Genomic DNA, 25,121 nt, shown 5'->3' with positions numbered 1-25,121 from the left:
TCGGCATTGCAACACCAATCAACCCGCCGCGAGAGACGCGTGCGTTTCGCGCGATCACCAGGGATCTGGACATTTGTGTGCCGTTGTATACATAGCGGGCAACGGCCTTGATCGCCTGCTGCCCTTGCGGCAGAAGCGGGGCCAGACCCACAGCTCGCAGCCAGAAGGGACACTTCATGCCGATTCAAGTTGGCCAGGACAGCGCCAAGACCCGCCGCAAGATCACGGTCGGATCGCAGAGCCTGTCGTATTACTCGATCCCCGCCGCCACCGAGGCCGGTCTCGGCGACTTCACCCGCCTGCCCTCGGCCCTCAAGGTCGTGCTGGAAAACCTGCTGCGCTTCGAAGACGGCGGGTTTTCGGTCTCGACCGATGACATCAAGGCCTTTGCCGAGTGGGGCGCCAACGGCGGCAAGAACCCCCGCGAGATCGCTTACCGCCCCGCGCGCGTGCTGATGCAGGACTTCACCGGCGTGCCCGCCGTGGTCGATCTCGCTGCGATGCGCGACGGCATCAAGGCGCTGGGCGGCGACGCGCAGCTGATCAACCCGCTGAACCCGGTCGATCTCGTGATCGACCACTCGGTGATGATCGACGAGTTCGGCAACCCGCGCGCGTTCCAGATGAACGTCGACCGCGAGTACGAGCGCAACATCGAGCGCTACCAGTTCCTGAAATGGGGCCAGAAGGCGTTCGAGAACTTCCGCGTCGTGCCGCCGGGCACCGGCATCTGCCACCAGGTGAACCTCGAATACCTCGCGCAGGTGGTCTGGACCGACAAGGACCAGAACGGCGAGGAAGTCGCCTACCCCGATACCCTCGTCGGCACCGACAGCCATACCACTATGGTCAACGGCGCGGCCGTTCTGGGCTGGGGCGTGGGCGGCATCGAGGCCGAGGCCGCGATGCTGGGTCAGCCGATCTCGATGCTGATCCCCGAGGTCGTGGGCTTCAAGCTCACCGGCAAGATGCTCGAGGGCACCACCGCCACCGACCTCGTGCTGCGCGTCGTGCAGATGCTTCGCGAAAAGGGCGTCGTGGGCAAGTTCGTCGAATTCTACGGCGACGGCCTCGACAACGTGCCGCTCGCGGACCGTGCCACCATCGGCAACATGGCCCCGGAATACGGCGCGACCTGCGGCTTTTTCCCGATCGACGCCGAGACGCTGCGCTACATGGAGCAGACCGGCCGCGACAAGGACCGCATCGCATTGGTCGAAGCCTATGCCAAGGAGAACGGCATGTGGCGCGATCCGGGCTACGAGCCGGTCTACACCGACACGCTCGAGCTCGACATGGGCACCGTCGTCCCCGCCATCTCCGGCCCCAAGCGCCCGCAGGACCACATCGCGCTCGACGTGGCCGGCAAGGCGTTCGGTGAGTATGTGAAGGGCCAGCGCGAGGGCAAGGATACCTCGGCCAATTCCGAGATCCGCTGGGAAGGCGAAGGCGGCCAGCCCGAGCCGGTCGACATCCCGGGCGACGAGGGCCACCACAAGCGCGGCTTCGTCTCCACCGATGACGGACATTACCAGCTGCACGACGGCTCGATCGTGATCGCCTCGATCACCTCCTGCACCAACACGTCGAACCCCTATGTGATGATCGGCGCTGGCCTCGTCGCCCGCAAAGCACGTGAGCTGGGCCTCGACCGCAAGCCTTGGGTTAAGACCTCGCTGGCGCCCGGCTCCCAAGTCGTGTCGCATTATTTGGAGGCCGCCGGCCTGCAGGAAGATCTCGATGCGATCGGCTTCAACCTCGTGGGCTATGGCTGCACGACCTGCATCGGCAACTCGGGCCCGCTCGAAGCGGAGATCTCGAAGGCGATCAACGACAACGACCTGATCGCGACCTCGGTGCTATCGGGCAACCGCAACTTCGAGGGCCGGATTTCCCCCGACGTGCGCGCCAACTACCTCGCCTCGCCGCCGCTCGTGGTGGCCTATGCGCTGGTGGGCGACATGAACGTCGACATCACCCGCGAGCCGCTGGGTCAGGACAAGAACGGCAACGACGTCTATCTCAAGGATATCTGGCCCAGCCAGGCCGAGATCGCCGAGCTGGTGCAGAAGACCGTAACCCGCGAGGCGTTCCAGTCCAAGTATGCCGACGTCTTCAAGGGCGACGAGAAGTGGCAGGAGGTCGACACCGTCGACAGCGAGACCTACAACTGGCCGCCGCAGTCGACCTATGTGCAGAACCCGCCCTACTTCCAGAACATGTCCAAGGAGCCGGGCGAGATCCATGACATCGAGGACGCCCGCGTGCTGGCGATCCTCGGCGACATGGTCACGACCGACCACATCTCGCCGGCAGGTTCGTTCAAGGACACGACCCCCGCTGGCAAGTACCTGGTCGAGCGTCAGGTTCCGGTGCGCGAGTTCAACTCCTACGGTTCGCGCCGCGGCAACCACGAAGTGATGATGCGCGGCACCTTCGCCAACATCCGCATCCGCAACGAGATGCTCGACGGCGTCGAGGGCGGCTACACCAAGGGCCCCGATGGCAGCCAGATGGCGATCTATGACGCCGCCATGGCGTGGCAGGAGCAGGGCAAGCCGCTGGTGATCTTCGGTGGTGAGCAGTACGGCGCAGGCTCGTCGCGCGACTGGGCCGCGAAGGGCACCGCCCTTCTAGGTGTGAAGGCGGTCATCGCCGAAAACTTCGAGCGCATCCACCGCTCGAACCTTGTCGGCATGGGCGTGATCCCGTTCGAGTTCGCCGAAGGCGACACCCGCAAATCGCTCGGCCTCACCGGCGAGGAGAGCGTCTCGATCAAGGGCCTGTCGGACGTGAAGCCGCTGCAGAACGTGACCGCGACGATCACCATGGCCGATGGCTCGACCAAGGAGATCACGCTGCGCTGCCGGATCGATACGGCGGTCGAGATCGACTACATCAAGAACGGCGGTGTGCTGCACTACGTGCTGCGCAACCTCGCGCAATCCGCCGCCTGATCTTCGGATACGAGCGCTGAAACAAAAACCGCCCCGGCCTATGGCCGGGGCGGTTTCCTGTTGAGTTACAGGCCTATGGAAAGAGATCGCGTGTTTCGTTCCGTTCGCCAAGACCCCGTCGAACATGGCTGCGCAGACGGACTACTGCCCTGCAAACGCTGCTCTGGTGCGCCATGACGTTATAATATGGATTGGTGGAGAAGGCCGGTCGGCTCAGTTCGCCGCCTCTTCGAGCGCCGGCTTCAACCGCTCGGTGATCGCACGTTGGGTGACCGGACCTGCCATGCGCGAGATGATGCGGCCCTGCCCGTCGACAACGAAGGTTTCCGGCACGCCGTAGACGCCCCAGTCGCGCGCGACGCGGCCATCGTCGGTGCCGATCGCTGTATACGGGTCGCCCAACTCTTCGAGGAAGGCGTTCGCGTTGGCAGCGTCGTCCTTGTAGTTGATGCCGTAAATCGGCAGCCCTTCTTCAGCCAGCGCCTCGAAGTTCGGATGCTCGACCCGGCAGGGCGCGCACCAGCTGGCCCAGAAGTTCACCAGTTTCACCTCACCATCCGCGAGCACCGCGGGATCAAAGGGGCTGCGCCCCGGCAAGGTGCCAGTCTCGGTAAGTGGGGCTGCTTGCCCGATCAGAGCCGAGGGCAGTTCGTCGGGATTGTCGCGCAGCATGCCGGCGGCAAAGAGCCCTGCAAGGGCCGCGAAGATCGCGGGCGGCAGGATGATGAGCGGTGAGAACCTAGCCATGATCGCGCTCGGCCCTTTCAAGTTCGGCCCGGACCTTGCGGTCACGCGCGAGGCTCCACCAGACGAGACCGCCCAGCAGTGCGAGGCTGAGGCCCCACGCCGAGATCACCTCGGCTGCGTATTTGCCCAGATCCATCATGCGCGCACCGGCTCGCCGCGACGCGCGCGCGCGCGCAGGGCAGAGATGCGACGCGCGCGGATTTCTGTGCCGGTGCGCAGCAGCACGAGGGCCACGAACAGCAGCACGAACCCCGCCATGCAGACCAGCAGCGGCAACCAGAACACGTCGGCCACGTTCTCCTGCTTGTCGAGCGAAAGCGATGCGCCCTGATGCAAGCCTTGGTTCCAGAAGTTCACGGCGTAGCGCGACAGGATCGCAAAGACCGATCCGACGAGGCAGAGCACCGAGGTCAGGTCGGCGGCACTGTCGGGATCGGGAATTGCGGCCCAAAGCGCGATGTAGCCCAGATAGAACAGGAACAGGATCAGGAATGAGGTCAGACGCGGGTCCCACGCCCACCAGGTGCCCCACATCGGCTGACCCCAGATCGCCCCGGTGATGAGCGCGATCAGCGTCATCACCATGCCGATCGGCGCGGCCGCGCGGGCCGCCAGAGCAGAGACGTGATGTCGGCGGATCAGCCAGATCAGCGAGGCCACGAGCATCATCAGCCACGCGTTGATCGCCATCAGCGCCGAGGGCACATGCAGGTAGATGATCTTGACCGAGGAGCCGAAGCGCTCGGCCTCGGGCGTGAAGAAAAAGCCCCAGACCAGACCGACACCAAGCACGGCGGCAGAGAGCCACATGAGCCACGGCACCCAAGGGGCGGTGGTGTCGAGGAATTTCCTCGGATTGGCGTAAGTCCAGATCGACATGGCTTTTCCTATCCCGGCGCGCGTCGCGGCTCAATGGCCCTGAGTGTCAACGCAGCGTGACCCTCAGGGCTGCGGCCGTGGCAAATGGCAGCAAGGCGGCGCAGCCTAGCCCGATTCCGGCCAAGAGCAGCAGAGGCGTGGTGGCGGGCAACCCCTCGGCCCCGCGCCGCGCGGCTTCGGCCCCGAAGATCAGCACCGGCACATAGAGAGGCAGCACGATGAGCGACAACAAGAGCCCGCCTCGGCGCAGGCCCACGGTGAGCGCCGCGCCGAAGGTACCGATGAGCGAGAGTGCGGGCGTGCCGAGAGCGAGCGAAACGAGCAGCCATGGCATCGCCGTCCCCGGCAGGTGCAGCAGGATGCCCAGAAGCGGGGCTGCAACGACGAGCGGCAGGCCGGTGGTGATCCAATGGGCGAGCGCCTTGGCCAGGGCCAACATCTCTAGAGGTAGCGGCGCGGTGGCCAGCAGCGGCAGCGAGCCGTCCTCGTGGTCGAGCGCGAAGATGCGATCGAGCGACAGCAGAGCGGCGAGCAGCGCCGCGACCCACAGGATGCCCGGCGCGATGCGCGCGAGGATCGCGGTTTCGGGGCCGACCCCGAAGGGCACCAGCACCACGACGATCAGAAAGAACGCCAGCCCAAGGCCAAATCCGCCGCCCGCGCGTACCGCTAGGCGCAGGTCGCGCGAGAGCAATGCCCTCACAGGAACGCCTCGTCAGAGCCGCCCCGCGCCTCGGGGGCCGCGCGGTAGGGCGTAAGATCCATCTCGGGCAGATCGAGGCCGAGGTCGATATGGGTGGCGATCACGGCGATGCCGCCGCGCGCGAGGTGGTGATCGCGCAGGAATGTGGCAAAGCGTTTGACGGAGAAGGCGTCGAGCGAAACGGTGGGTTCGTCGAGCAGCAGGACCTCGCGGGAGATGACCGCAAGCCGCGCGAGACCGAGACGGCGTCCCTGCCCGGCCGACAGCGTGCCCGCGGGACGGTCGCGCAGATCGGTAAGGTCGAAGAGGTCGAACACCTCCTCGGACAGATCGCTGCGGTAAAGATCGGCCCAGAACTGCAAGGTTTCGGTCACGGTCAGAGCGGGCTTGATCCCGTCGGCATGGGAGGCATAGCCCGCCCGCTCGCCCGCTCCCTCGACCCTGCCCGAGAGCGGTGGCTGAAGCCCTGCGACAGTGCGCAAAAGCGTCGTCTTGCCGATACCGTTGGCCCCGCGCAGCACCAGACCCTGCCCCGGTGCGAGGCGGAACGACACGTCCGTGAGCACCGGCATGCCGCCGCGCTCCACGCCAAGGTCGGTGACAACGAGGTCGGTCAGACCGGCAGCAGCGCGACCGCGACGCGCCGCCCTTCCGACAAGAGCACGTTGTAGGTGCGGCAGGCGGCAGGGGTCGCCATGGTCTCGACGCCGATGCCCACCTCTTCGAGCCGGTCCCGGAAGGCGCGCGGCGCATGGGCGATCTCGGCCCCCGTACCGACGAAGAGCACGTCGATGCGTCCCGCCAGCGCGAGGACGGCGTCGAGATCCTCGTAGCCACCCCAGCTCTTGAGCCCTGTGGGCGCCAGCGTCACCGGCCCCTCGACCACCTTGCCGCCGATCCGAAAAAAGCCCGGACCATAGCCGTCGATGGGCATCGAGTCGTCGTAGTCGATCTCGGTCAGCCGCATTGGCATGCCCCCTGTTCACCATTCTGCAAATGCCCCGATCCGACGGATTGACCGGATCAGGCGTCGATGTTCGCGAACTGCGTCCCCGCCTTGGGGTCGTTCTTCTTGTCCCAATCGCGCTTCACGCCGAGCATGAGCACGATGTTCTTGGCGACATAGATTGACGAATAAGTGCCAACGATAACGCCCCAGAAGATCGCAAAGACAAAGCCGCGGATCACGTCGCCGCCCAGAACCAAGAGTGCCAGCAGCGCCAAGAGCGTGGTGCCCGAAGTCATCACCGTGCGGCTCAGCGTTTCGTTGGCCGAAAGGTTGAGCAGGTCGCGCAGCGGCATGGTCTTGAACTTGCGCAGGTTTTCACGCGCCCGGTCGAAGACCACCACGGTGTCGTTGATCGAGTAGCCGACGATGGTCAGCAAGGCTGCAATGATCGCGAGGTCGAACTTGATCTGGAAGGCCGCAAAGATGCCGATGGTCAGCGTGACGTCATGCACCAGCGCCGCGATGGCGCCGACCGCGAACTGCCACTCGAACCGCAGCCAGATGTAGAACAGGATCGCGACAAGCGAGCCCAGCACGGCAAAGATCGCCGACTGGATCAGCTCGCCCGAGACCTTGGGGCCGACGCTCTCCACGCTCGGAAAGGTCAGTGTCGGGTCGACGGTCTGCAGCGCGGCCTCGACCTCGGCGATGGTCTCGGCGGTGACGCTTTCGACCCCCTCCTGCGCTTGGATGCGCACCGAGGCGACGTTCTTGTCATCCCCGAAGGAAGGATCGAACACCTCGGTGATCACCACGTCGCCAAGCTCCAGCGGGGCGATGGCGTCGCGGTAGGCAGCGACGTTGATGGCGCTCTCGGACTCGGTGCGGATCGTGGTGCCGCCCTTGAAGTCGATGCCGAAGTTCAGCCCCATGGCGAAGAACAGCACGATGCTGATTATCATCGCCACGATCGAGGCGCCGAAGGTGATCTTCGCGGCGCGGAAGAAGTCGATCTTGGTGTCGTCGGGAACGATGCGCAGCCGCATGTCAGACCTCGATGGTTTTGGGGCGGCGGCGCTCGAACCACATCACGATCAACAGACGCGTCACGAAGATCGCGGTGAAGACCGAGGTGAGGATGCCGAGACCGAGGGTGATGGCAAAGCCACGCACCGGACCGGAGCCCACGAGAAACAGGATGAGCGCGGTGATCAAAGTGGTCACGTTGCCGTCGAGGATGGCGGAGAGGGCCTTTTCGTAGCCCAGATCGATGGCGCGGGCCGGACCGCGCGCAGTTTTGAGCTCTTCGCGGATACGCTCGTAGACCAGCACGTTCGCGTCCACCGCCATGCCGACGGTGAGCACGATGCCCGCGATGCCGGGCAGTGTCAGCGTCGCGCCCAGGATCGACAGCACCGCAAAGATCAGCACCATGTTGAAGGTGAGAGCCACGGTGGCGAAGACGCCGAACAGGCCATAGCTCGCAATCATGAAGACCACGACGCCGAGCGCGCCGACGATAGCGGCCAGCTTGCCCGCCTCGATGCTGTCGGCGCCGAGCTCGGGGCCGATGGTCCGTTCTTCGAGGAAGGTGAGCCCGGCAGGCAGCGCGCCCGCGCGCAGCAGCACGGCGAGCTGCGTCGATTCCTCGACCGTGAAGTTGCCGGTGATGATGCCCGAGCCGCCGGGAATGTGGCTCTGGATGACGGGGGCGGAGATCACCTCCTCGTCGAGCACGATGGCAAAGGGCGAACCGATGTTCTCTGCGGTATAGTCGCCGAAGGCCCGCGCGCCGGTCGGGTTGAAGCGAAAGTTCACCGCCGGGCGACCGTTCTGGTCGAAAGCGGGCTGCGCGTCGACCAGTTCCTCGCCCGAGACGACCGGGTTGCGCTCGAGGATGTAATACACCCCCTGCTCGTCGAGCGAGGGCAGGATTTCGTTGTTGGGGCCGGGGTTCTCGTCGGCGTTGGAGGACCGCGAGACGACCGGCTGGAAGGTCAGCTGCGCGGTGGTGCCGATGATCTCCTTGACCTCCTCGGCCGATCCGACGCCCGGCACCTCGATCAGGATGCGATCCTCGCCCTGACGTTGGATCGTCGGCTCGCGGGTGCCGACCTCGTCGATCCGGCGACGCACGATCTCAAGCGCCTGGCGGATCGTACGGTCGTCGGTGGCGGCACGCTCGGCTTCGCTCAGGGTGACGACGATCTCGGCGCCTTCGGCGCGCACGTCGATATCGTTGGTGCCGGCGCCGGTCAGGCTCGTCACCGGGGTGGCGAGGCCGCGCACGATGTCGAGCGCAGCCGCCGCCTGCGCGGCCTCCGAGATGCGCACGCGCAGTTCGGAGGGGTCACCCTCTTCGCGGGTGACGAAGCCGACGGTGTCGCGCTCGGCCGCGAGCGCGTCGCGCACCTCCGGCCACATCGCCTCCATGCGCGCGGCATAGACCTCTTCGACCTGCACCTCGGCGAGCAGATGCGCACCGCCGCGCAGATCTAGCCCGAGGTTCACGAGGCCCGAGGGCATCCATTCGGGCCAAAGGCTGGCGTCGGCTTGCAACTCGGCGTCGGTCAGGCCGGTCTCTATCACGGCGCGGGCGTCGTTCGCGGTCTCGACCCGATCGTAGAACAGGTTCGGCAGCGCGAAGAAAAGCCCGCCCAGGCAGACGAGCCAGATCAGGATCCGGCGCCAGGTGGGGATGTGCATCATCGTCTTGGTCCTCTGGCCCGGGGCCGGATCTGGGGGATCAGGCCTTGGCCGGTTCGGTCTTGGAGGTCACGGTGGCGATGGTCGAGCGTACCACGCGGACGTTCACGCCCTGAGCGATCTCGACCTCGACCTCGTTGTTGTCATCACGGACCTTGACCACTTTGCCGATCAACCCGCCTTGGGTGATCACCTGGTCGCCACGGCGCAGCGCCGCCACCATCTTCTGGTGCTCTTTCAGCTTCTTCTGCTGCGGGCGGATCAGGAAGAACCACATGATCGCAAAGATCAGGATCAGTGGGATGAGGGATTCGATGCCTTGCATGGCGGTCCTTTATGTCGGTCCGGGGCGTGGTCTCACGCCTTTGAAAAAGTCGCGGCACCCTACTGCCGGGGTTGATGATTGGCAACCGCGCCCCCCGGCGGGAACGCACGCCGGTTTGGCGGTTCACAAGCGCTGCCGTTTCGGTCCATATGGGCGCGGCCCCCGGGCCGTGAAACCCCCTATGACGGACGAGACAATGCACGACATCCGCGCCATCCGCGACAACCCCGACGCCTTCGACGCCGCCCTGGCCCGCCGTGGGATGTCTGGCGTGTCGTCGCAGATCCTGGCGCTTGATGACGCGCGCCGGGCCAAGATCCACGCCGCCGAGACCGCCAAGGCCGATCAGAACCGGGCCTCCAAGGAGGTTGGCGCGGCGAAGGGACGCGGCGATGAGGCCGGATTCGAGCGCCTGCGTGCGCTGGTGGCCGAAAAGAAGGCCGAGATCGCGCGGCTGAACGACGAGGCGCAGGCCGAGGACGCGGCCCTGCGCGAGTTGCTGCTGACGATCCCCAACCTGCCCTATGAGGATGTACCCGCCGGTCAGGACGAAGACGACAACGTCGAGATGAAGCGCCACGGCACGCCGCGGCAGTTCAACTATGCCCCGAAGGAGCATTTCGAGCTTCCGGCGGTCAAGGACGGCATGGACTTCGAAGTGGCCGCCAAGCTCTCTGGCTCGCGCTTCGTAGTGCTGTCGGGCGGCGTCGCCCGGCTGCACAGGGCGCTGGCGCAATTCATGCTCGACACTCACGTCGAAGAGCATGGCCTCACCGAGACCATGACCCCGGTTCTGGTCAAAGAGGAGGCGATGATCGGCACCGGTCAGTTGCCGAAATTCGGCGAGGACAGCTACCAGACCACCACCGGCTGGTGGCTGATCCCGACGGCGGAGGTGACGCTGACCAACCTCGTGGCCGATTGCGTGGTCGATGAAAGCTACCTTCCCCGCCGCTACGTGGCCGACACGCAGTGCTTCCGCTCCGAGGCAGGCAGCGCCGGGCGCGACACCTCGGGCATGCTGCGCCAGCACCAGTTCGAGAAGGTCGAGATGGTCTCAGTGGTCCATCCCGACCAGTCCGAGGCCGAGCACAAGCGGATGACGGGCTGCGCCGAGGCGATCCTCGAGAAGCTGGGCTTGCCCTACCGCACGATGCTCCTGTGTGCAGGCGACATGGGGGCTGGCGCGCGACGAACCCATGACATCGAGGTCTGGTTACCGGGTCAGGACCGTTACCGCGAGATCAGCTCGATCTCGACCTGTGGCGACTATCAGGCGCGGCGCATGAACGCCCGCTTCCGCCCAGAGGGCGGCGGCAAGCCCGAGTTCCTGCACACGCTCAATGGTTCGGGCCTCGCCGTGGGCCGGACACTGATCGCGGTGCTCGAGAACGGTCAGGAAGAGGACGGTTCCGTGACGATCCCCGAAGCGCTGCACGGCTACCTCGGTGGCCGCACCAAGCTTTCGGCCTCGGGTGAGCTGATCCGCGACTGAACGTCACGGCTGAGGAATTTCGCGCCGCCCGGTTGAACCGCCGGGCGGCGCGGTGCGTAGTGGGGTTATGAAAACCCTCATTGCATGGGGCGTGCTCGCCCTCTCCGCCGCCTTTGCGGCTGCCCCGCTGGTGACATCGCCTTTCACGGGCTTTACCGCCGACCAACTCCCGGTGCCACAGATCGACCCGCCGGTTCAGCCCGCGGGCTGGGCCTTCTCGATCTGGGGGCTGATCTATCTCTGGCTCATCGTCTCCGCCGTCTTCGGCGCATGGAAGCGCGGCGAGGCCGAGGATTGGCACCGCGCGCGCCTGCCACTGTTGGTCGCGCTGGGCGTCGGGGTGCCGTGGCTCGCCATCGCCAACGCGAGCGCGATCTGGGCGACGATCACCATCTTCGTGATGGCTGCAGGCGCGATCGGGGCGTTCCTTCTGGCGGCAGAGCGCGACGTCTGGCTCGCCCGCGTGCCCTATGGCATTTTCGCGGGCTGGCTCTCGGCGGCGAGCTTCGTGTCTCTGGGCTCCACGGCGGCGGGCTACGGCCTCGTGATGGGGCAGACCGGCTGGGCGATCCTCTGTGTGATCCTTGCGACGCTGCTGGCGCTGCTCGTGCAATCGCGCCGCCCGCGCGCGGCGTCCTACGGGCTGACGGTGGTCTGGGCGCTGATGGCGATCGTGGTGGCCAACGGGTTGAACATGCCGGGCCTTGTCGCCCTGGCAAGCCTGATGGCGATCCTCGGTGCGCTGGCCTTGGCACGCCGGGTCACGTCCTGAAGCTGTGAGCCAAACCGCCATCGCGGCATCCGCTTGGCCGGGCAGCTCTAGATTAAGGTCATTTCACAAATAAAAAGAGCGCCTTGCGGCGCTCTTCTAAAGTCAGTCCTTCATGTGCTTTCGCAACTTGGAGGGCTGGGCTTTCTTGCGGTTCTGGAACGGGTTCTTCTTGCCCTGATCGCGCAAGAACAACCGGATCGGCGTTCCAGGCATATCAAAGTCGTTCCGCAACCCATTGACGAGGTAGCGAGAATAACTCTCGGGCACCGAGTCCGGGTGCGAGGTCATCACGACGAAGGCGGGGGGCCGCGTCTTGACCTGCGTGGCGTAGCGCATCTTGATGCGGCGGCCGCCCGGCGCGGGCGGCGGGTGCTGCTCCAACATGCCAACGAGCCAACGGTTGAGCTGCGCGGTGGAAATGCGGCTGTTCCAAACGGCGTGGGCGCGCAGGATCGCGTCATGCAGGCGGTCGAGGCCGCGCCCGGTCTTGGCCGAGACGGTGACCAGCGGCGCGCCGCGCAACTGCGGCAACAGACGCTCGAAGCTCTCTTTCAGAACCTTGAGCTTGTCTTGCTTCTCGTCCTCGAGGTCCCACTTGTTGACCGCGATGACCACGGCCCGCCCCTCACGCTCGGCAAGATCGGCGATGCGCAGATCCTGCTGCTCGAAGGGGATGTCCACGTCGAGCAGGACAACCACGACCTCGGCGAACTTCACCGCGCGCAGACCATCGGAGACCGACAGTTTCTCGAGCTTTTCCTGAACCTTGGCACGCTTGCGCATGCCGGCGGTGTCAAAGATGCGGAACGGGGTGTCGTTCCACTCGATGGCAAGCGAGATGGCATCGCGGGTGATCCCGGCTTCGGGGCCGGTCAACAAACGCTCTTCGCCCAAGATCTTGTTGATCAGCGTCGACTTGCCCGCGTTGGGGCGACCCACCACGGCGACCTGCAGCGGGCGCTCCTTGGTCGGGGCAAAGGGCGCATCCTCGTCGGTTAGCCCCTCTTCGTCGACGTCGATGTCCATCACCGGGGCGTTCTCTTCGGCGCGCGCCTCGAACTCACCCGCGAGCGGCTCGAGCATCGACAAAAGCTCGCTCATCCCTTCGCCATGCTCGGCAGACAAGCCCAGGGGCTCGCCGAGGCCCAAGGAATAGGCTTCGATAAGCCCGCCCTGACCCGCGCGCCCCTCGGCCTTGTTGGCCGCGAGGATCACGTGCTTGGCACGCTTGCGCAGGATATCTGCGAAGATCTCGTCGGCGGGCAAGACGCCCGCGCGAGCGTCGATCATGAACAGGCAAACGTCGGCCATGTCGACGGCGCGCTCGGTCAGGCGGCGCATGCGCCCCTGCAAGCTTTCGTCGGTGGCGATCTCGAGTCCGGCGGTGTCGATCACGGTAAAGCGCAGCGGGCCCAGACGTGCCGGACCCTCGCGCAGGTCGCGGGTCACACCGGGCTGGTCGTCCACCAACGCCAGCTTGCGGCCGACGAGGCGGTTGAACAGCGTGGACTTGCCGACATTGGGCCGTCCGACGATGGCGAGGGTGAAGCTCATCTCAGGGTCTTTCGCGTACGGAATTGCGCCCCATACACCGATTGTGCGTCAACGGAAAGCGGCAAGCGCGCCATCGGTGGTGACGACGTAGAGCACACCGCCCGCGACGATCGGAGCCGAGGCCGCGCCGCCTTCGAGCGGCAGCTCGGCCAGAAGGCGCCCCGACACCGGATCGACCTGACGGATCACCCCGTCGGAGGAGGCCACGAGCAGTCGGCCACCGGCGAGGATAGGGCCATAATGGGCAATGGAGCGGCTGCGGCGCAAGAAACCCGCCGTTTCGCCTTGGGGAAGATCGGTGCGCCACAGGGTCGTGCCGGTCGCGGCATCAAGCCGCAGGATCTGGCCGATGTCGTTGATCACGAACAGCGCGTTGCCTGCGGGAACCACGGGGCCAAGCGCGCCGTCGGCGGCGGTCCAGATCGTTTCGCCGGTAAAGCTGTCGAGCGCCGCCAGCCGCCCCGAGGCGTTGCCGACATAGACGCGACCGTCCTCGATCACCGGATCACCGGAGATGCCGCTGACGGTCAGCGCCGCGGCCTGGCCGGGGCGGCGACCGGCCACCACAGAAGACCACCGCGACCGCCCGCCTTCGGGAAACACGCCGACGACTTCACCGGAGGCGAAGGGGAAAACCGCGAGATCGCCGCTCACCGCCGGTCCCGCGCCGCCGTCAAATCGAGAGACATCCTCGACGCCCGACACCTGCCACTGCACACGGCCAGAGCGCGCGTCGAGCGCGAGACCCTTGCCGTCCCGCGACACCACATAGACCATGTCGCCCACGACCGCCGGAGCGCCCGCACCGGGCGCTCCGAGATCCTGGGTCCACAATCGCGCGCCGCTTGCCGCGTCGAGCGCCACGAGTTCGCCATAGCCGGTGGTCGCATAGACCCGTGCGCCATCGGTGGCCAAGCCTCCGCCCGAGGCGTCGGTGGCCGCGTCGCGAGCGGGGATCAAGCTTTGACGCCACAGTGGCGCACCGCCGGTGGTGAAGGCCGAGACGCCGGTTTGCGCATCCATGGCAAAGACGCGACCCGCGGCAACCACCGGTTCTGCAGTGATGCGCGCCCGGCGGGTTTCGGCGGCGCCCAGTCCAACGCGGAACAAGGGGGCGAGATTGGCCCCGAGGGCCGGGTGCGCGATATCATGATCCGCTCCACCGCCGCGTTGCGGCCAGTCGGCGTTCGGCACGGGGGCGATGAGCGCCAGCGGTGCGGCGGTGCCGCCCGCGGCGGCAGCGCCGCCCGGAAGCGACACGCCAATGCGAGTGCCGGGTAGCCGTTCGTCTGGCTGGCCGCAGGCCGCAAGGAGGGCCAAAGCCCCTGCTCCGATCACTCCGCTGCGCCGCATGACTGCCCCTCGCGTTGTATTTTTTCGCTGTGCGACCTGTACCGGCCGCTTGTTCGTCACTGCGTGTCCGCCGTCCCGGCCACTGTTTCGGGCGTCGCGCCCAGCGCAACCATCAGGCTTGCCGCGCGATCGCGCAAGTCCGTCGACGACTCGGCGTCTTCAAGGATCGCGCGCAGTTGATCAAGCGCGGCTTCGCGCTCACCCATGCCGAGACGCACGAGGGCGATCTGCTCCAGCGCCAGCATCCGGAACGGTGCGCCCGGCACCGACAGTGCCTCGAGCGCAAGGAGCCGGTCCTCGGGCGTGCGGCCCGCGTCGATCAGCACGGATTTGAGCGCCGCAAGATCGCGGTAGATCTCGGGGACCTCGCCACTGGCGGCCAGCGCGTCGAGCGTGGCCACCGCCGCCACGGCCTCTCCCGCCGCGACCTGCTCGGCCGCGAGGGTGAAGGCGGGCACGACCGCATCCGGGGTCTCCTGCACGATCTGCGACAGGGCCGCGACGCGTGCCTCGGCGTCGGTTTCGGCCTGTGCGGCCAAAAGCGCGTCGCCGCGGGCCTGGGCCTCGGCCGCGATGCGCGACTGACGCCATTCATAGCCCGCCGCGCCGCCCACGATCACCAGAACAAGGAGAATGCCGATCCAGCCATAGCGCCGCAGAAAACCAAAGAGCCGCTCGCGGCGGACCTCTTCGCTGACCTCGTCGATGAAGCTGTCGGGATTGCTCACGCGCTGGTCTCCCCCTTTGGGTTGCGCCGTGGCGCCCTGTTGGATGCGCACCGGTTTCGGTGCCGTATTCGATCGCGCCCGTCTTATCGTGAAGCCGGGCGCAGGGACAAGACCCGCCCGCCGCCTTCGCGTGGTGCCGCCAAGTCGTGCGGTATGACGCGAGAGACGGCACAAGCGTGGCGTCGTGTCGCGCGCGCTGCGTGAGAGCTTGAGAGCGAGGCCCGTGCGGCGTAGTCTGAACTGAACGGTTCAGGCATCTCGGGCGGGACAATCGGCCCTGCGTCGATCCGCGTTCGTGATAGGATTGACCCGCTCAGGATGGGCCCGAGGGCCGAAGAGGACGTCTTATGAAACTGATCCCCGTCGTCACCGCGATCCTGGTGGCCTCCTTTCTGTATCTTCTGATTATCGATCGTGATCGGCTCCAGGCGATCGCGCAGATCGAGGGCGCCACCGAAACCGGCGATCAGAGCGAACAGACGGAGGCCCGCGTCGCCGGTGTCGGCGTCGTGGCGGTGCGCTCCACCGCGCAGGAGGTCGACGACGCGGTGGTGTTGCGCGGGCGCACCGAGGCCGCGCGTCAAGTGGAAGTGCGCGCCGAAACCGCAGGCCGGGTGATCTCCGAGCCGCTGCGCAAGGGCGCCTTCGTCGAGACCGGCGATCTGCTTTGCGAACTCGACCCCGGCACGCGGGAGATCGAGCTCTCCGAGACCAAGGCGCGGCTCTCGGAGGCCGAAAGCCGGGTGCCCACCGCGCAGGCGACGCAGGCCGAGGCGCAGGCCCGGTTGCGCGAGGCCGAAATCAACCTCAGCAACGCCAAGCGTCTCAGCCAAGGCGGCTACCAGAGCGAAACCTCGGTGATCAGCGCCGAGGCCGCGATGGAAGCGGCAGCCGCGCAGGTGCAGAGCGCCGCCTCGGGCCTCGTCTCGGCGCAGGCCGGGATCGACGCGGCGCGCGCGGCCGTCGCCGCCGCCGAGCGCGAGATCGACAAGCTCTCGATCCGCGCGCCCTTCGACGGGTTGCTGGAAACCGACACCGCCGAGTTGGGTCTTCTCATGCAGACCGGCGCGCCCTGCGCCACCATCGTCCAGCTCGACCCGATCAAGCTCGTGGGCTTCGTGCCAGAGGTCGATGTCGACAAGATCCGCCTTGGGGCGCGCGCCCGCGGACGGCTGGCCTCCGGCCCGCCGCTGGCCGGCGAAGTGCGCTTCGTGTCACGCTCGGCGGACGAGACGACCCGCACGTTCCGCGTCGAGGTGGTGGTGCCCAATGCCGATCTCGTGATCCGCGACGGCCAGACCGCCGAGATCATGATCGAGACCAACGGCACGCAGGCGCATCTGCTGCCACAATCGGCGCTGACGCTCGACGACGAGGGTCGGCTCGGGGTGCGGCTCGTCGAGGGCGACGCCAGCGGTCCCGTGGCCCGTTTCGCCCCCGTCGCCCTGCTTCGCGACACCGCCCAAGGCGTGCTGGTGGCCGGGCTTGAGCCCGAGGCCGCCGTCATCGTCGTCGGTCAGGAATACGTGACCGATGGCGTGCGCGTATCGCCGAACTTTCGGGAGGCCGCGCAGTGACCGGTATCGTCGACTGGGCCGCGTCCCGGGCGCGGATGATCCTGGCCTTCATCGTGCTGAGCCTCGTGGCGGGAGGTGCGGCTTATGTCGGGCTGCCCAAGGAGGGCGAGCCCGACATCGAGATCCCCGCCCTGTTCGTCTCGGTCCCCTTCCCCGGCATCTCGGCCGAGGACAGCGAGCAGCTCTTGGTCAAGCCGATGGAGACCCGACTGTCGGATCTCGACGGCCTCAAGACCATGACCTCCACCGCCGCCGAGAGCTACGCGGGCGTGGCGCTCGAATTCGAGTTCGGCTGGGACAAGACCAAGATCATGGCCGACGTGCGCGACGCCATGAACGCCGCCGAAGCCGAGTTTCCCGACGGGGCCGACGCCTGGTCGGTCAACGAGATCAACTTTTCCGAATTTCCGATCATCATCGTCAACCTCACCGGCGCCCTGCCCGAGCGCACGCTGATCCGCGTCGCCAAATCCTTGCAGGACCGGCTCGAAGGTCTTGACGCCGTGCTTTCGGCCAACCTCACCGGCCAACGCGACGAGATGCTCGAGGTCGAGATCGACCCGCTTCGGCTCGAGGCCTACAACGTCACGGCAGCCGAACTGTTGCAGGTGGTGACCAGCAACAACCTGCTCATCGCGGCCGGTGAGATCGAGACCGCTCAGGGTGCCTTCTCGGTCAAGATCCCGTCGAGCTTCGACGATCCGCGCGACATCTACGAACTGCCGGTCAAGACCAACGGCGACCGGGTCGTGACACTGGGCGATCTGTCGACGATCCGCCTCACCTTCGAGGATCGGACGTCCACGGCGCGTTTCAACGGCGAAACGACCGTGGCGCTGCAAGTCGTGAAACGGCGCGGCTACAATCTGATCGACACGGCAGCCCTCGTACGCGAAACGGTTCAAGCCGAACAGGCTGGTTGGCCCGAAGATCTCAGAACGGCGATCGAGGTCGGTACTTCGAACGACCAGAGCCGACAGGTCGCCTCGATGGTGAGCCAGCTCGAAGGCTCGGTGCTGACCGCGATCGCTCTGGTGATGATTGTGGTGCTGGCCGCATTGGGACCGCGCCCGGCCCTTCTGGTGGGTTTTTCGATCCCGACCTCGTTCCTTTTGTGCTTCGCGCTTTTGGCGGTGATGGACATCACCATCTCGAACATCGTCATGTTCGGCCTCATCCTCGCGGTCGGCATGCTGGTCGACGGGGCCATCGTGGTGGTCGAATACGCCGACAAGCGCATCTCCGACGGTGTCGGGCCGATGCATGCCTATGTCGAGGCGGCAAAGCGGATGTTCTGGCCGGTGGTCTCCTCGACCGCGACGACGCTTTGCGCCTTTCTGCCGATGCTGTTCTGGCCCGGCGTGGCGGGACAGTTCATGGGCATGCTGCCGGTGACGCTGATCTTCGTGCTCTCGGCCTCGCTCGTCGTGGCGCTGATTTACCTGCCGGTTATGGGCGGCGTGCTGGGCCGGATGAGCCGCAGCTTCGGCCATGCCTCGGACACACTGCGCCGCCGCTTGCCTTGGGTGGTGCGCGCGGCATTGGTGCCCCCCGCCGCCGCGCTGATCTTCGTGGGGCTGATGCTGGCGCTCAACCCGGGCTACCTGTCGGGCGAGGCCCGCCCCGCCACGGGGCTGGTCGACGCGGCCCCCGGCCTCGTGCTGGCGCTTCTGGGGGCGATCGCCACCACCGTTACCGGCGGCGCGGCCAAGATCCGCCGCGCGCCAAGGCGGGTGCACGCGGGATACCGGCGCACGCTGTTCGGACGCGTCATCGCGCTGATCGCGGGCAACCCGATCATGCCGCTGGTGACGATCGGGGCCGTTGGCGCCTTCGTCTTTTCGACCTTCACCTACTTTGGCACCCACAACAACGGCGTGGAGTTCTTTGTCGAGACCGAGCCTGAGCAGGCAATCATCTACGTGCAGGCCCGCGGAAACCTCAGCCTCGCCGAGAAGGACGCGCTCGTGGCCGAGGCCGAAGCGGCGGTCGTGGGCTTTCCAGGCATCGGTTCGGTCTTTGCCTTCGCGGGCGCGGGCGGGCTCAATTCCAACACCGCCGGGGCCGGTGGCCCGGCCGATGCGGTGGGCCAATTGCAGGTCGAGTTGGTCCCTTGGGAAGACCGCGCCGCCTATGCGCGCGAGACGGGCCATGATCTGGCCGATCTCGACGGCAACGTGGTGTTCGAGCGCCTGCAGGCGCGGCTCAATGGCATTCCGGGCATCCGCATCGAGATCCTCGATCTCGCGCAAGGTCCCGGCGCGTCCAAACCGGTCAACCTGCGGCTCACCGGCGATGATTTCGAGGTGCTTCGCGCCGCCACCGCGCAGGCGCGCTCGCGGTTCGAGGAGATGCCGGGCCTGACCCTGATCGAGGACACGCTGCCACTGCCGGGCATCGACTGGCAGATCGACGTCGATGTCGAAAAGGCGGGGCGGTTCGGCGCGGATGTGGCCACGGTGGGCGCGATGGTGCAGCTCGTCACTCGCGGCATCATGCTCGACACCATGCGCGTCGACAGCTCGGACGAAGAGATCGAGATCCGGGTGCGCCTGCCCGAAGCGGACCGGGTGCTGTCCACTCTCGACAGCCTGCGCGTGCGCACGCCGTCAGGGCTGGTGCCGCTGTCGAACTTTGTCACCCGCCAGCCGGTGCAGAAGCTCGCGGAGATCAACCGTGTCGCGCAGCAGCGGTATTTCGAGGTCAAGGCGGACGTCACCCCCGGCCTTGTGAAGCTGACCAAGGGTGAGGACATCCGTATCATCGCCGACGCCGAGATCGACGACGCCCTGCAGGCGCGCATCGATGCGGGTGAAGTGACCCGCGCCTCGATCAACGCCAACGAGCGGATCGAGGCCCTGACCGAATGGCTCGAAACCGCCCCCCTCCCCGCCGGTATAGATTGGGAGTGGACCGGCGATCAGCAGGACCAGGCCGAGAGCCAGGCCTTCCTGCAATCGGCATTCGCGGGGGCGCTGGGGTTGATGTTCATCATCCTGCTGGCGCAGTTCAACAGCTTTTACAACGCGACGCTGGTGCTGCTTGCCGTCGTCATGTCGACCGCTGGCGTGCTGATCGGCATGCTGGTGATGGAGCAGACCTTCTCGATCATCATGACCGGCACCGGCATCGTGGCGCTGGCCGGGATCGTGGTGAACAACAACATCGTGCTGATCGACACCTATCAGGACTACGAGCGCTACATGCCGCGCACCGAGGCCGTGATCCGCACCGCCGAGGACCGCATCCGCCCCGTCTTCCTCACCACCGTCACGACGATGGCAGGCCTCGCGCCAATGATGTTCGGGCTCAGCCTCGACTTCTTCGGCGGCGGCTATACGATCGACAGCCCCACGGCGCTGTGGTGGAAGCAGCTCGCGACGGCGGTGGTCTTCGGTCTCGGCATCGCCACGATGCTGACGCTGGTCTTCACGCCGGCGATGCTGGCGCTCAGGATATGGGCCGCACGCTACGCGCACTGGATGTCTCGGCTCTTGGCGCGGCTTTCCATGGGGCGCGGCAGCCGGGCGGCGCGCGACTGGGCGCTCCGGCGCGAGGCGCGCCGCATCAAGACGCCCGAGATCATCTGGGAGGATGGCGACGGGCCGATGACTGTTCCAGCGTCGACGCTGCGCGCGGCAGAATAGGCTGCATCGAAAAGGGCCGCCCCGAAGGGCGGCCCTTATTGTCGTTCATCACTCCGTGGGAAAACGTCAGGCCGCCTGCGCGGTCTGCTCTCCCCGGCCAAGTGCCACAAGCGCGAGGCCCAGCGCCATCACCGCACAGCCCGCGATAACTGCGACCATCGGCAGCGCCGTGCCGTTGAAGAACGGCCCCGTGATCGCCACCATCAGGCCGCCGGTGAGCATCTGCAGCGTGCCGCCCAGCGAGGAGGCAAGACCCGCGATTTCGCCATGCGGGTCGAGCGCCATCACCTGGCTCGTCGGGATGACGAGACCGAGGCAGGCGTTGCCACACAGCAAGAGCCCCATTAGCACCGGCAGCGTCGCATAGCCCGCCGCCGTGATCGCCAGCAGCGTCAGGGCGAAGAAGGCAAAGCCCATCAGCGCCAGCCGCAGCATCCGCGTGAGACCGATGCGACGACCCAAGGTCGCGGCGAACTGGCTCGCGCCGAAAAAGCCGACGGCGTTGGTTGCGAAGGCAAGGCTGAACTGTAGCGGCGTCAGCCCGTATTGCTGGGTGTAGACAAAGCTGGCGGACGCGATGAACACGAAGAAGCTCGCCATGCCGAAGCCCGACACGAAGGTCAGCGCCATGAAGGTCGGATCGCGGAACAGTCGCTTGGCCGAGACCGCGAGCAGACGCGGGCGCACGGGGCGCCGCCGATCCACGGGCAGCGTTTCCTTGAGGCCGAAGGTCGTGAGCAGCAAGGCCAGCCCCGCGATGACCGCGAGCGCCCAGAAGATGCCGCGCCAGCTGGTGAAGGTCATCATGATGGCACCCGTGAGCGGCGCCAGCATCGGCGAGACCGAGATGACGAGCATGATCATCGCCACCAGACGCGTCGCCTCATGGCCGGTATACATGTCGCGCACCATGGCGCGTGGCACCACCATCAGCGCCGCACACCCAAGCCCTTGCAACGCGCGGAACGCCACGAGCCACGACAGGCTGGGCGCCAACGCGCAGCCGATGGTGGCGACGAGGAACACGCCGACGCCGATATAGACAGGTGTCTTGCGCCCCGCCGCATCGGCGAGCGGGCCGTAGAAGAGCTGCGCGAGGCCGAAGGCGAGGAAATAGGCGCTGATCGTTGCCTGCGCCGCGGCCTCGTCCACGTCCAGATCGGCGGCAAGACCCGGCAAACCGGGAAGATACATGTCGATCGTGAAGGGGCCCACGGCGGAGAGCAGGCCCAGCACCACGGCGGTGCGGAACATCGGGGATAACATAGGGCTGTCCTTGAACTCCGCGCGCGGCGCGCGGAACGGCGATTGGCCTGCACGCAGCAGGCGACTCGCGCGCAGACTAGACCGATCGGTTCAGCCGCGCAATCAGGCGGCCTCGGCCTCTTCGGACTGCTGGCGCGACCAGAGCTGCGCGTAGCGGCCTTCTTGCGCCAAAAGGTGCTCGTGAGAGCCGGATTCCACGACTTTTCCAGCCTCCAGCACCACGATCCGGTCGGCATCTGCAATTGTGGACAGTCGATGTGCGATGGTGATCACCGAACGCCCCTGCCCCATGGCGCGAAGCTGGCCTTGAATCTCGCGCTCGGTGTCGGTGTCGAGCGCGCTCGTCGCTTCGTCCAGAAGCAGGATCGGCGGGTCCTTGAGCAGTGTGCGGGCGATGCCGACGCGCTGCTTTTCGCCGCCCGACAGTTTCAGTCCACGCTCGCCCACGGTGGTGTCGTAGCCATCGGGCAGCGACATGATGAACTCATGGATCTGCGCGGCGCGGGCGACAGCCTCGATCTCCTCGCGCGTGGCTCCCTCGCGTCCATAGGCGATGTTGTAGAGGATCGTGTCGTTGAACAGCACCGTATCCTGCGGCACCACGCCGATCTGCGCGTGCAGGCTCTCTTGGGTGACCTCGCGCAGGTCCTGCCCATCGATGCGGATCGCGCCCCCAGTCACGTCGTAAAAGCGGAACAGCAGCCGCCCGATGGTCGATTTGCCCGCCCCGGACGAGCCGACGATGGCGACGGTTTCACCGGGCTTCACGGTGAAGGACACGCCCTTGAGGATGCCGCGCGCCACCTCGTAGTCGAAGCGCACGTCGTCGAAGACGATCTCGCCGCGTGGCACGTCGAGTGCCCGGGCACCCGGCGTATCGGTGACCTCGGGTGGCTGGTTCAGAAGCTCGAACATCTCGCCCATGTCGATCAGCGCCTGCCGGATCTCGCGGTAGACGGTGCCGAGGAAATTGAGCGGCATGGTGATCTGGATCATGTAAGCGTTGACCATCACGAAGTCGCCCACGGTCAGCTCACCGCGCTCCACCCCGACGGCGGCCATGACCATGACGATGACGAGGCCGGTGGTGATGATCAGCGACTGGCCAAAGTTGAGGAAGGCCAGCGAGTAGTTGGTGCGCACCGCGGCTTCGGCATATTTCTCCATCGCGCCGTCGTAGCGCATGGCCTCGCGGTTCTCGGCGCCGAAGTACTTGACCGTCTCGAAATTGAGCAGGCTGTCGATCGCCTTTTGATTGGCGTCGGTGTCCTGATCGTTCATCTGCTTGCGGATCTTCACCCGCCATTCCGTCACCTTGAAGGTGAAGGCGACGTAGACCACGATCGTGCCAAGAACGGCGACGAGGTACCACACGTCGAACAGGAAAAAGAGCACGATCGCGACGAGCAGCAGCTCGAGGATCAGAGGCCCGATGGAGAACAAAAGGAAGCGCAGCAGGAAATCGACGCCCTTGACGCCGCGCTCGATGATCCGGCTGAGGCCGCCGGTCTTGCGGCCGATGTGATAGCGCAGGCTCATCGCATGGATGTGCCGGAAGGTGCGCAACGCCAACTTGCGCAGCGCCCGCTGACCCACCGGCGTGAACACCACGTCGCGCAGCTGTTGAAAGCCGACGTTGGCGAGGCGTGCGAGCCCGTAGATCAGGGTCAGACCGGCAGCACCGAGCGCCAGAAGCATTGCTGCACTCTCGCCTTCGCCCGCCAGCGCATCGACGGCGGCCTTGTAGAACAGCGGTGTGGCGACGGCGATCAGCTTGGCGAAGACCAGAAGCGACACCGCCAGAACCACGCGGCGCTTCACCCATCCCTCGCCCTCGGGCCAGAGGTAGGGCATCACCTGTCGGATCGTGTCCCAACCCTGCACGGGCTGCCCCGAGAGGTTGGCGTCGGTCTTTGACAGGCGTCGCATCGGCGGGCTCCGGGGCTGGCGGCGGGCGGTTCAACCTAGGGCGCGGCCGCGCCGATGGCCAGACTGTGTCGGTCTGGGCCACGCCGCACGCTTGAGCCGCGCGGCCCCGCGTTCTACGACGGTGCGACACAACCCGGAGACCCCATCATGCCCGCATCCTCCTTTTCAGCCTCGGTCTGCGTCTTTTGCGGCTCGCGCCCCGGCCTGCGCGCCTCCTACGAGGCGGCAGCGGTCGAGACCGGCGAGATGCTGGCACGCAAGGGCTGGCGGCTGGTTTACGGCGCAGGCGATGTGGGGCTGATGGGGGCGGTGGCGCGCGCGGCGCAGGGCACGGGCGGCGCCAGCTTCGGTGTGATCCCGCGCCACCTCGTCGACGCCGAGGTCGGCAAGACCGATCTGGACACCTATGTCGTCACAGAGACCATGCACGAGCGCAAGAAGGTGATGTTCATGAACGCCGACGCGATCGTCATGCTGCCCGGCGGCGCGGGCTCCCTCGACGAATTCTTCGAAGTGCTGACTTGGCGCCAGCTTGGCTTGCATGACAAGCCGGTCCTGCTGCTCGATACCGATGGCTACTGGCAGCCCCTGCGCCAGCTCGTCAACCACGTGATCGACGAAGGCTTTGCGGATGATAGCCTCAAGCGCTTCATCCAGTATGTCCCCAATGTGAAGGCTCTCGAAAAGGCGCTTTCGGAGACCCTCTCAGAATGAAGGGACGCCCCTTTGGGCGCCCCTTCAGTTCGGTTCAGCCTGCGATTTCGGTCGCAATTGCCTTTTCGATCTCGGCCACCGGGTGGTTGGTAAGGGTCTTGGCGATCTCGGCCACGACCGTGTCGGTGACCTCCTTGTGCAACTCGGGGCGCAACACGCCCAGCACATGGGGGCTTGCCACGATCACCAGCTTTTCGAACCGGCCCTTGTGGACGTTTCGATAGAGAAAATCCGCGAGATCACCGGCAAAGCGATCCTTGGCGAGCTGGTGAAAGTCCGTCTCGGCCAAGCCGGAGACCTGGTTCGGACCGCCATCGGCGAGGCGACCGGCCTTGTCCGTGGCCTGCTCGCGATCCGGTGGGTTCTCCTGCTCCTCCTTGCGCACCACCCGCAGGTTGGGGTGCTGGGCGTCGGTCGTATTCTCGAGGATCAACGCCTTTTCACCATCGGCGACGAGAACCCATGTTCCGTTATCGATCTTGGCCATCAATCGCCGTCCTTCTCATCGCTCTTGCGCACGCGGGTGACGCCGGGATCGTCCTGCTCGGCGCGCTTGAGATCGTCGCGCGTTCCGACCTTGCGGGTCAGGTCGCCGCCCTCGCGGCCGGGCTGGTTGCCCGCCCCCGTCTTGTCCTCTTCGCTGACGTAAGCCTCGGTCTCGCGGGTTCCGTCCTTGGATCTTGCCCTCTCAGCCATCGAAGCCTCCTGTTTGTGTTCTAGGGACCAACGATCCATGGCTGCGGGAGTTCCGGGCGCGAACGCGCACAAAAAAGGCCCCCGCGGTGTCCCGCGGGGGCCGATGTCGAGACGTGCCCGGTCG

Annotated in this window: 22 protein-coding genes; 6 read left to right on the top strand and 16 right to left on the bottom strand. The window is 66.3% G+C overall.

From position 1 onward, the window contains the following. Positions 1–176: 176 nt before the first annotated feature. Positions 177–2,957: an aconitate hydratase AcnA gene (gene acnA, locus AADJ02_RS15310; RefSeq protein WP_341213878.1), complete on the top strand. Its 2,781-nt coding sequence runs from the start codon at positions 177–179 to the stop codon at positions 2,955–2,957. A gap of 213 nt (positions 2,958–3,170) precedes the next feature. Here the strand turns inward: acnA and AADJ02_RS15305 are convergent, their stop codons facing one another. Genes AADJ02_RS15305 through yajC form a run of 9 tightly spaced genes read right to left on the bottom strand, consistent with a single transcriptional unit; the run spans position 3,171 to position 9,266 of the window. Then, positions 3,171–3,704, bottom strand: a complete 534-nt coding sequence (locus AADJ02_RS15305) for a DsbE family thiol:disulfide interchange protein (protein ID WP_341213877.1) — start codon at positions 3,702–3,704, stop codon at positions 3,171–3,173. Next, the gene (gene ccmD, locus AADJ02_RS15300; RefSeq protein WP_341213876.1) at positions 3,697–3,843 is read right to left on the bottom strand and encodes a heme exporter protein CcmD; all 147 of its coding nucleotides are present in this window, start codon (positions 3,841–3,843) and stop codon (positions 3,697–3,699) included. Before ccmD ends, AADJ02_RS15305 begins: the two co-directional genes overlap by 8 nt. Beyond that, positions 3,840–4,583 carry a heme ABC transporter permease gene (locus AADJ02_RS15295; protein ID WP_341213875.1) on the bottom strand — a complete coding sequence of 248 codons (744 nt, stop codon included), beginning with the start codon at positions 4,581–4,583 and terminating at the stop codon, positions 3,840–3,842. The genes ccmD and AADJ02_RS15295 overlap by 4 nt, the downstream gene beginning before the upstream one ends. A gap of 46 nt (positions 4,584–4,629) precedes the next feature. Further along, positions 4,630–5,286 carry a heme exporter protein CcmB gene (gene ccmB, locus AADJ02_RS15290; protein ID WP_341213874.1) on the bottom strand — a complete coding sequence of 219 codons (657 nt, stop codon included), beginning with the start codon at positions 5,284–5,286 and terminating at the stop codon, positions 4,630–4,632. Next, complete coding sequence (gene ccmA / locus AADJ02_RS15285) at positions 5,283–5,903, bottom strand: heme ABC exporter ATP-binding protein CcmA (RefSeq protein WP_341213929.1); 621 nt, start codon at positions 5,901–5,903, stop codon at positions 5,283–5,285. The genes ccmB and ccmA overlap by 4 nt, the downstream gene beginning before the upstream one ends. Then, positions 5,900–6,253: an Mth938-like domain-containing protein gene (locus tag AADJ02_RS15280; RefSeq protein ID WP_341213873.1), complete on the bottom strand. Its 354-nt coding sequence runs from the start codon at positions 6,251–6,253 to the stop codon at positions 5,900–5,902. The genes ccmA and AADJ02_RS15280 overlap by 4 nt, the downstream gene beginning before the upstream one ends. 56 nt (positions 6,254–6,309) lie before the next feature. Then, positions 6,310–7,281: a protein translocase subunit SecF gene (secF, locus tag AADJ02_RS15275; RefSeq protein ID WP_341213872.1), complete on the bottom strand. Its 972-nt coding sequence runs from the start codon at positions 7,279–7,281 to the stop codon at positions 6,310–6,312. Position 7,282: 1 nt separating this feature from the next. Continuing rightward, positions 7,283–8,944 carry a protein translocase subunit SecD gene (gene secD / locus AADJ02_RS15270; protein ID WP_341213871.1) on the bottom strand — a complete coding sequence of 554 codons (1,662 nt, stop codon included), beginning with the start codon at positions 8,942–8,944 and terminating at the stop codon, positions 7,283–7,285. A gap of 37 nt (positions 8,945–8,981) precedes the next feature. Further along, positions 8,982–9,266 carry a preprotein translocase subunit YajC gene (yajC, locus tag AADJ02_RS15265; protein ID WP_341213870.1) on the bottom strand — a complete coding sequence of 95 codons (285 nt, stop codon included), beginning with the start codon at positions 9,264–9,266 and terminating at the stop codon, positions 8,982–8,984. Between the two features lie 196 nt (positions 9,267–9,462). Between yajC and serS the strand changes: the two genes are divergently transcribed. Further along, positions 9,463–10,761 (top strand): serine--tRNA ligase, encoded by a 1,299-nt coding sequence (gene serS / locus AADJ02_RS15260; RefSeq protein ID WP_341213928.1) that lies wholly within the window; start codon positions 9,463–9,465, stop codon positions 10,759–10,761. A 67-nt stretch (positions 10,762–10,828) separates the two neighbouring features. Then, entirely contained in the window at positions 10,829–11,533 is a 705-nt protein-coding gene (locus AADJ02_RS15255) for a hypothetical protein (protein ID WP_341213869.1), read from the top strand. Positions 11,534–11,635: 102 nt separating this feature from the next. Here AADJ02_RS15255 and der read toward each other — a convergent pair whose 3' ends face one another. Genes der through AADJ02_RS15240 form a run of 3 tightly spaced genes read right to left on the bottom strand, consistent with a single transcriptional unit; the run spans position 11,636 to position 15,168 of the window. Then, positions 11,636–13,087, bottom strand: a complete 1,452-nt coding sequence (gene der / locus AADJ02_RS15250) for a ribosome biogenesis GTPase Der (RefSeq protein ID WP_341213868.1) — start codon at positions 13,085–13,087, stop codon at positions 11,636–11,638. A gap of 48 nt (positions 13,088–13,135) precedes the next feature. After that, on the bottom strand, positions 13,136–14,440 hold the full coding sequence (locus AADJ02_RS15245; protein ID WP_341213867.1) for a PQQ-binding-like beta-propeller repeat protein: 1,305 nt from the start codon (positions 14,438–14,440) through the stop codon (positions 13,136–13,138). Positions 14,441–14,496: 56 nt separating this feature from the next. Beyond that, positions 14,497–15,168 carry a tetratricopeptide repeat protein gene (locus AADJ02_RS15240; protein ID WP_341213866.1) on the bottom strand — a complete coding sequence of 224 codons (672 nt, stop codon included), beginning with the start codon at positions 15,166–15,168 and terminating at the stop codon, positions 14,497–14,499. Positions 15,169–15,515: 347 nt separating this feature from the next. Here AADJ02_RS15240 and AADJ02_RS15235 point away from each other — a divergent pair, with 347 nt between their 5' ends. Together AADJ02_RS15235 and AADJ02_RS15230 are read left to right on the top strand one after the other, a co-directional pair. Next, entirely contained in the window at positions 15,516–16,745 is a 1,230-nt protein-coding gene (locus tag AADJ02_RS15235) for an efflux RND transporter periplasmic adaptor subunit (RefSeq protein ID WP_341213865.1), read from the top strand. Then, the gene (locus AADJ02_RS15230) at positions 16,742–20,392 is read left to right on the top strand and encodes an efflux RND transporter permease subunit (RefSeq protein WP_341213864.1); all 3,651 of its coding nucleotides are present in this window, start codon (positions 16,742–16,744) and stop codon (positions 20,390–20,392) included. Before AADJ02_RS15235 ends, AADJ02_RS15230 begins: the two co-directional genes overlap by 4 nt. A gap of 66 nt (positions 20,393–20,458) precedes the next feature. On the opposite strand, the gene AADJ02_RS15225 is transcribed toward AADJ02_RS15230, so the two are convergent. Both AADJ02_RS15225 and AADJ02_RS15220 read right to left on the bottom strand, forming a co-directional pair. Further along, positions 20,459–21,658: a multidrug effflux MFS transporter gene (locus AADJ02_RS15225; RefSeq protein WP_341213863.1), complete on the bottom strand. Its 1,200-nt coding sequence runs from the start codon at positions 21,656–21,658 to the stop codon at positions 20,459–20,461. Positions 21,659–21,760: 102 nt separating this feature from the next. After that, positions 21,761–23,587: an ABC transporter ATP-binding protein/permease gene (locus AADJ02_RS15220; RefSeq protein WP_341213862.1), complete on the bottom strand. Its 1,827-nt coding sequence runs from the start codon at positions 23,585–23,587 to the stop codon at positions 21,761–21,763. A 147-nt stretch (positions 23,588–23,734) separates the two neighbouring features. Here AADJ02_RS15220 and AADJ02_RS15215 point away from each other — a divergent pair, with 147 nt between their 5' ends. Continuing rightward, on the top strand, positions 23,735–24,301 hold the full coding sequence (locus AADJ02_RS15215) for a TIGR00730 family Rossman fold protein (RefSeq protein ID WP_341213861.1): 567 nt from the start codon (positions 23,735–23,737) through the stop codon (positions 24,299–24,301). 34 nt (positions 24,302–24,335) lie between these two features. Here AADJ02_RS15215 and AADJ02_RS15210 read toward each other — a convergent pair whose 3' ends face one another. Together AADJ02_RS15210 and AADJ02_RS15205 are read right to left on the bottom strand one after the other, a co-directional pair. Then, positions 24,336–24,788, bottom strand: a complete 453-nt coding sequence (locus AADJ02_RS15210) for a host attachment family protein (RefSeq protein ID WP_341213860.1) — start codon at positions 24,786–24,788, stop codon at positions 24,336–24,338. Next, complete coding sequence (locus tag AADJ02_RS15205) at positions 24,788–24,997, bottom strand: hypothetical protein (RefSeq protein ID WP_341213859.1); 210 nt, start codon at positions 24,995–24,997, stop codon at positions 24,788–24,790. Before AADJ02_RS15205 ends, AADJ02_RS15210 begins: the two co-directional genes overlap by 1 nt. Positions 24,998–25,121: the final 124 nt, after the last annotated feature.

It is taken from the genome of uncultured Limimaricola sp., assembly GCF_964022235.1.
Classification (GTDB): Bacteria; Pseudomonadota; Alphaproteobacteria; order Rhodobacterales; family Rhodobacteraceae; genus Limimaricola.
This window is presented reverse-complemented; position numbering and strand designations above follow the sequence as displayed.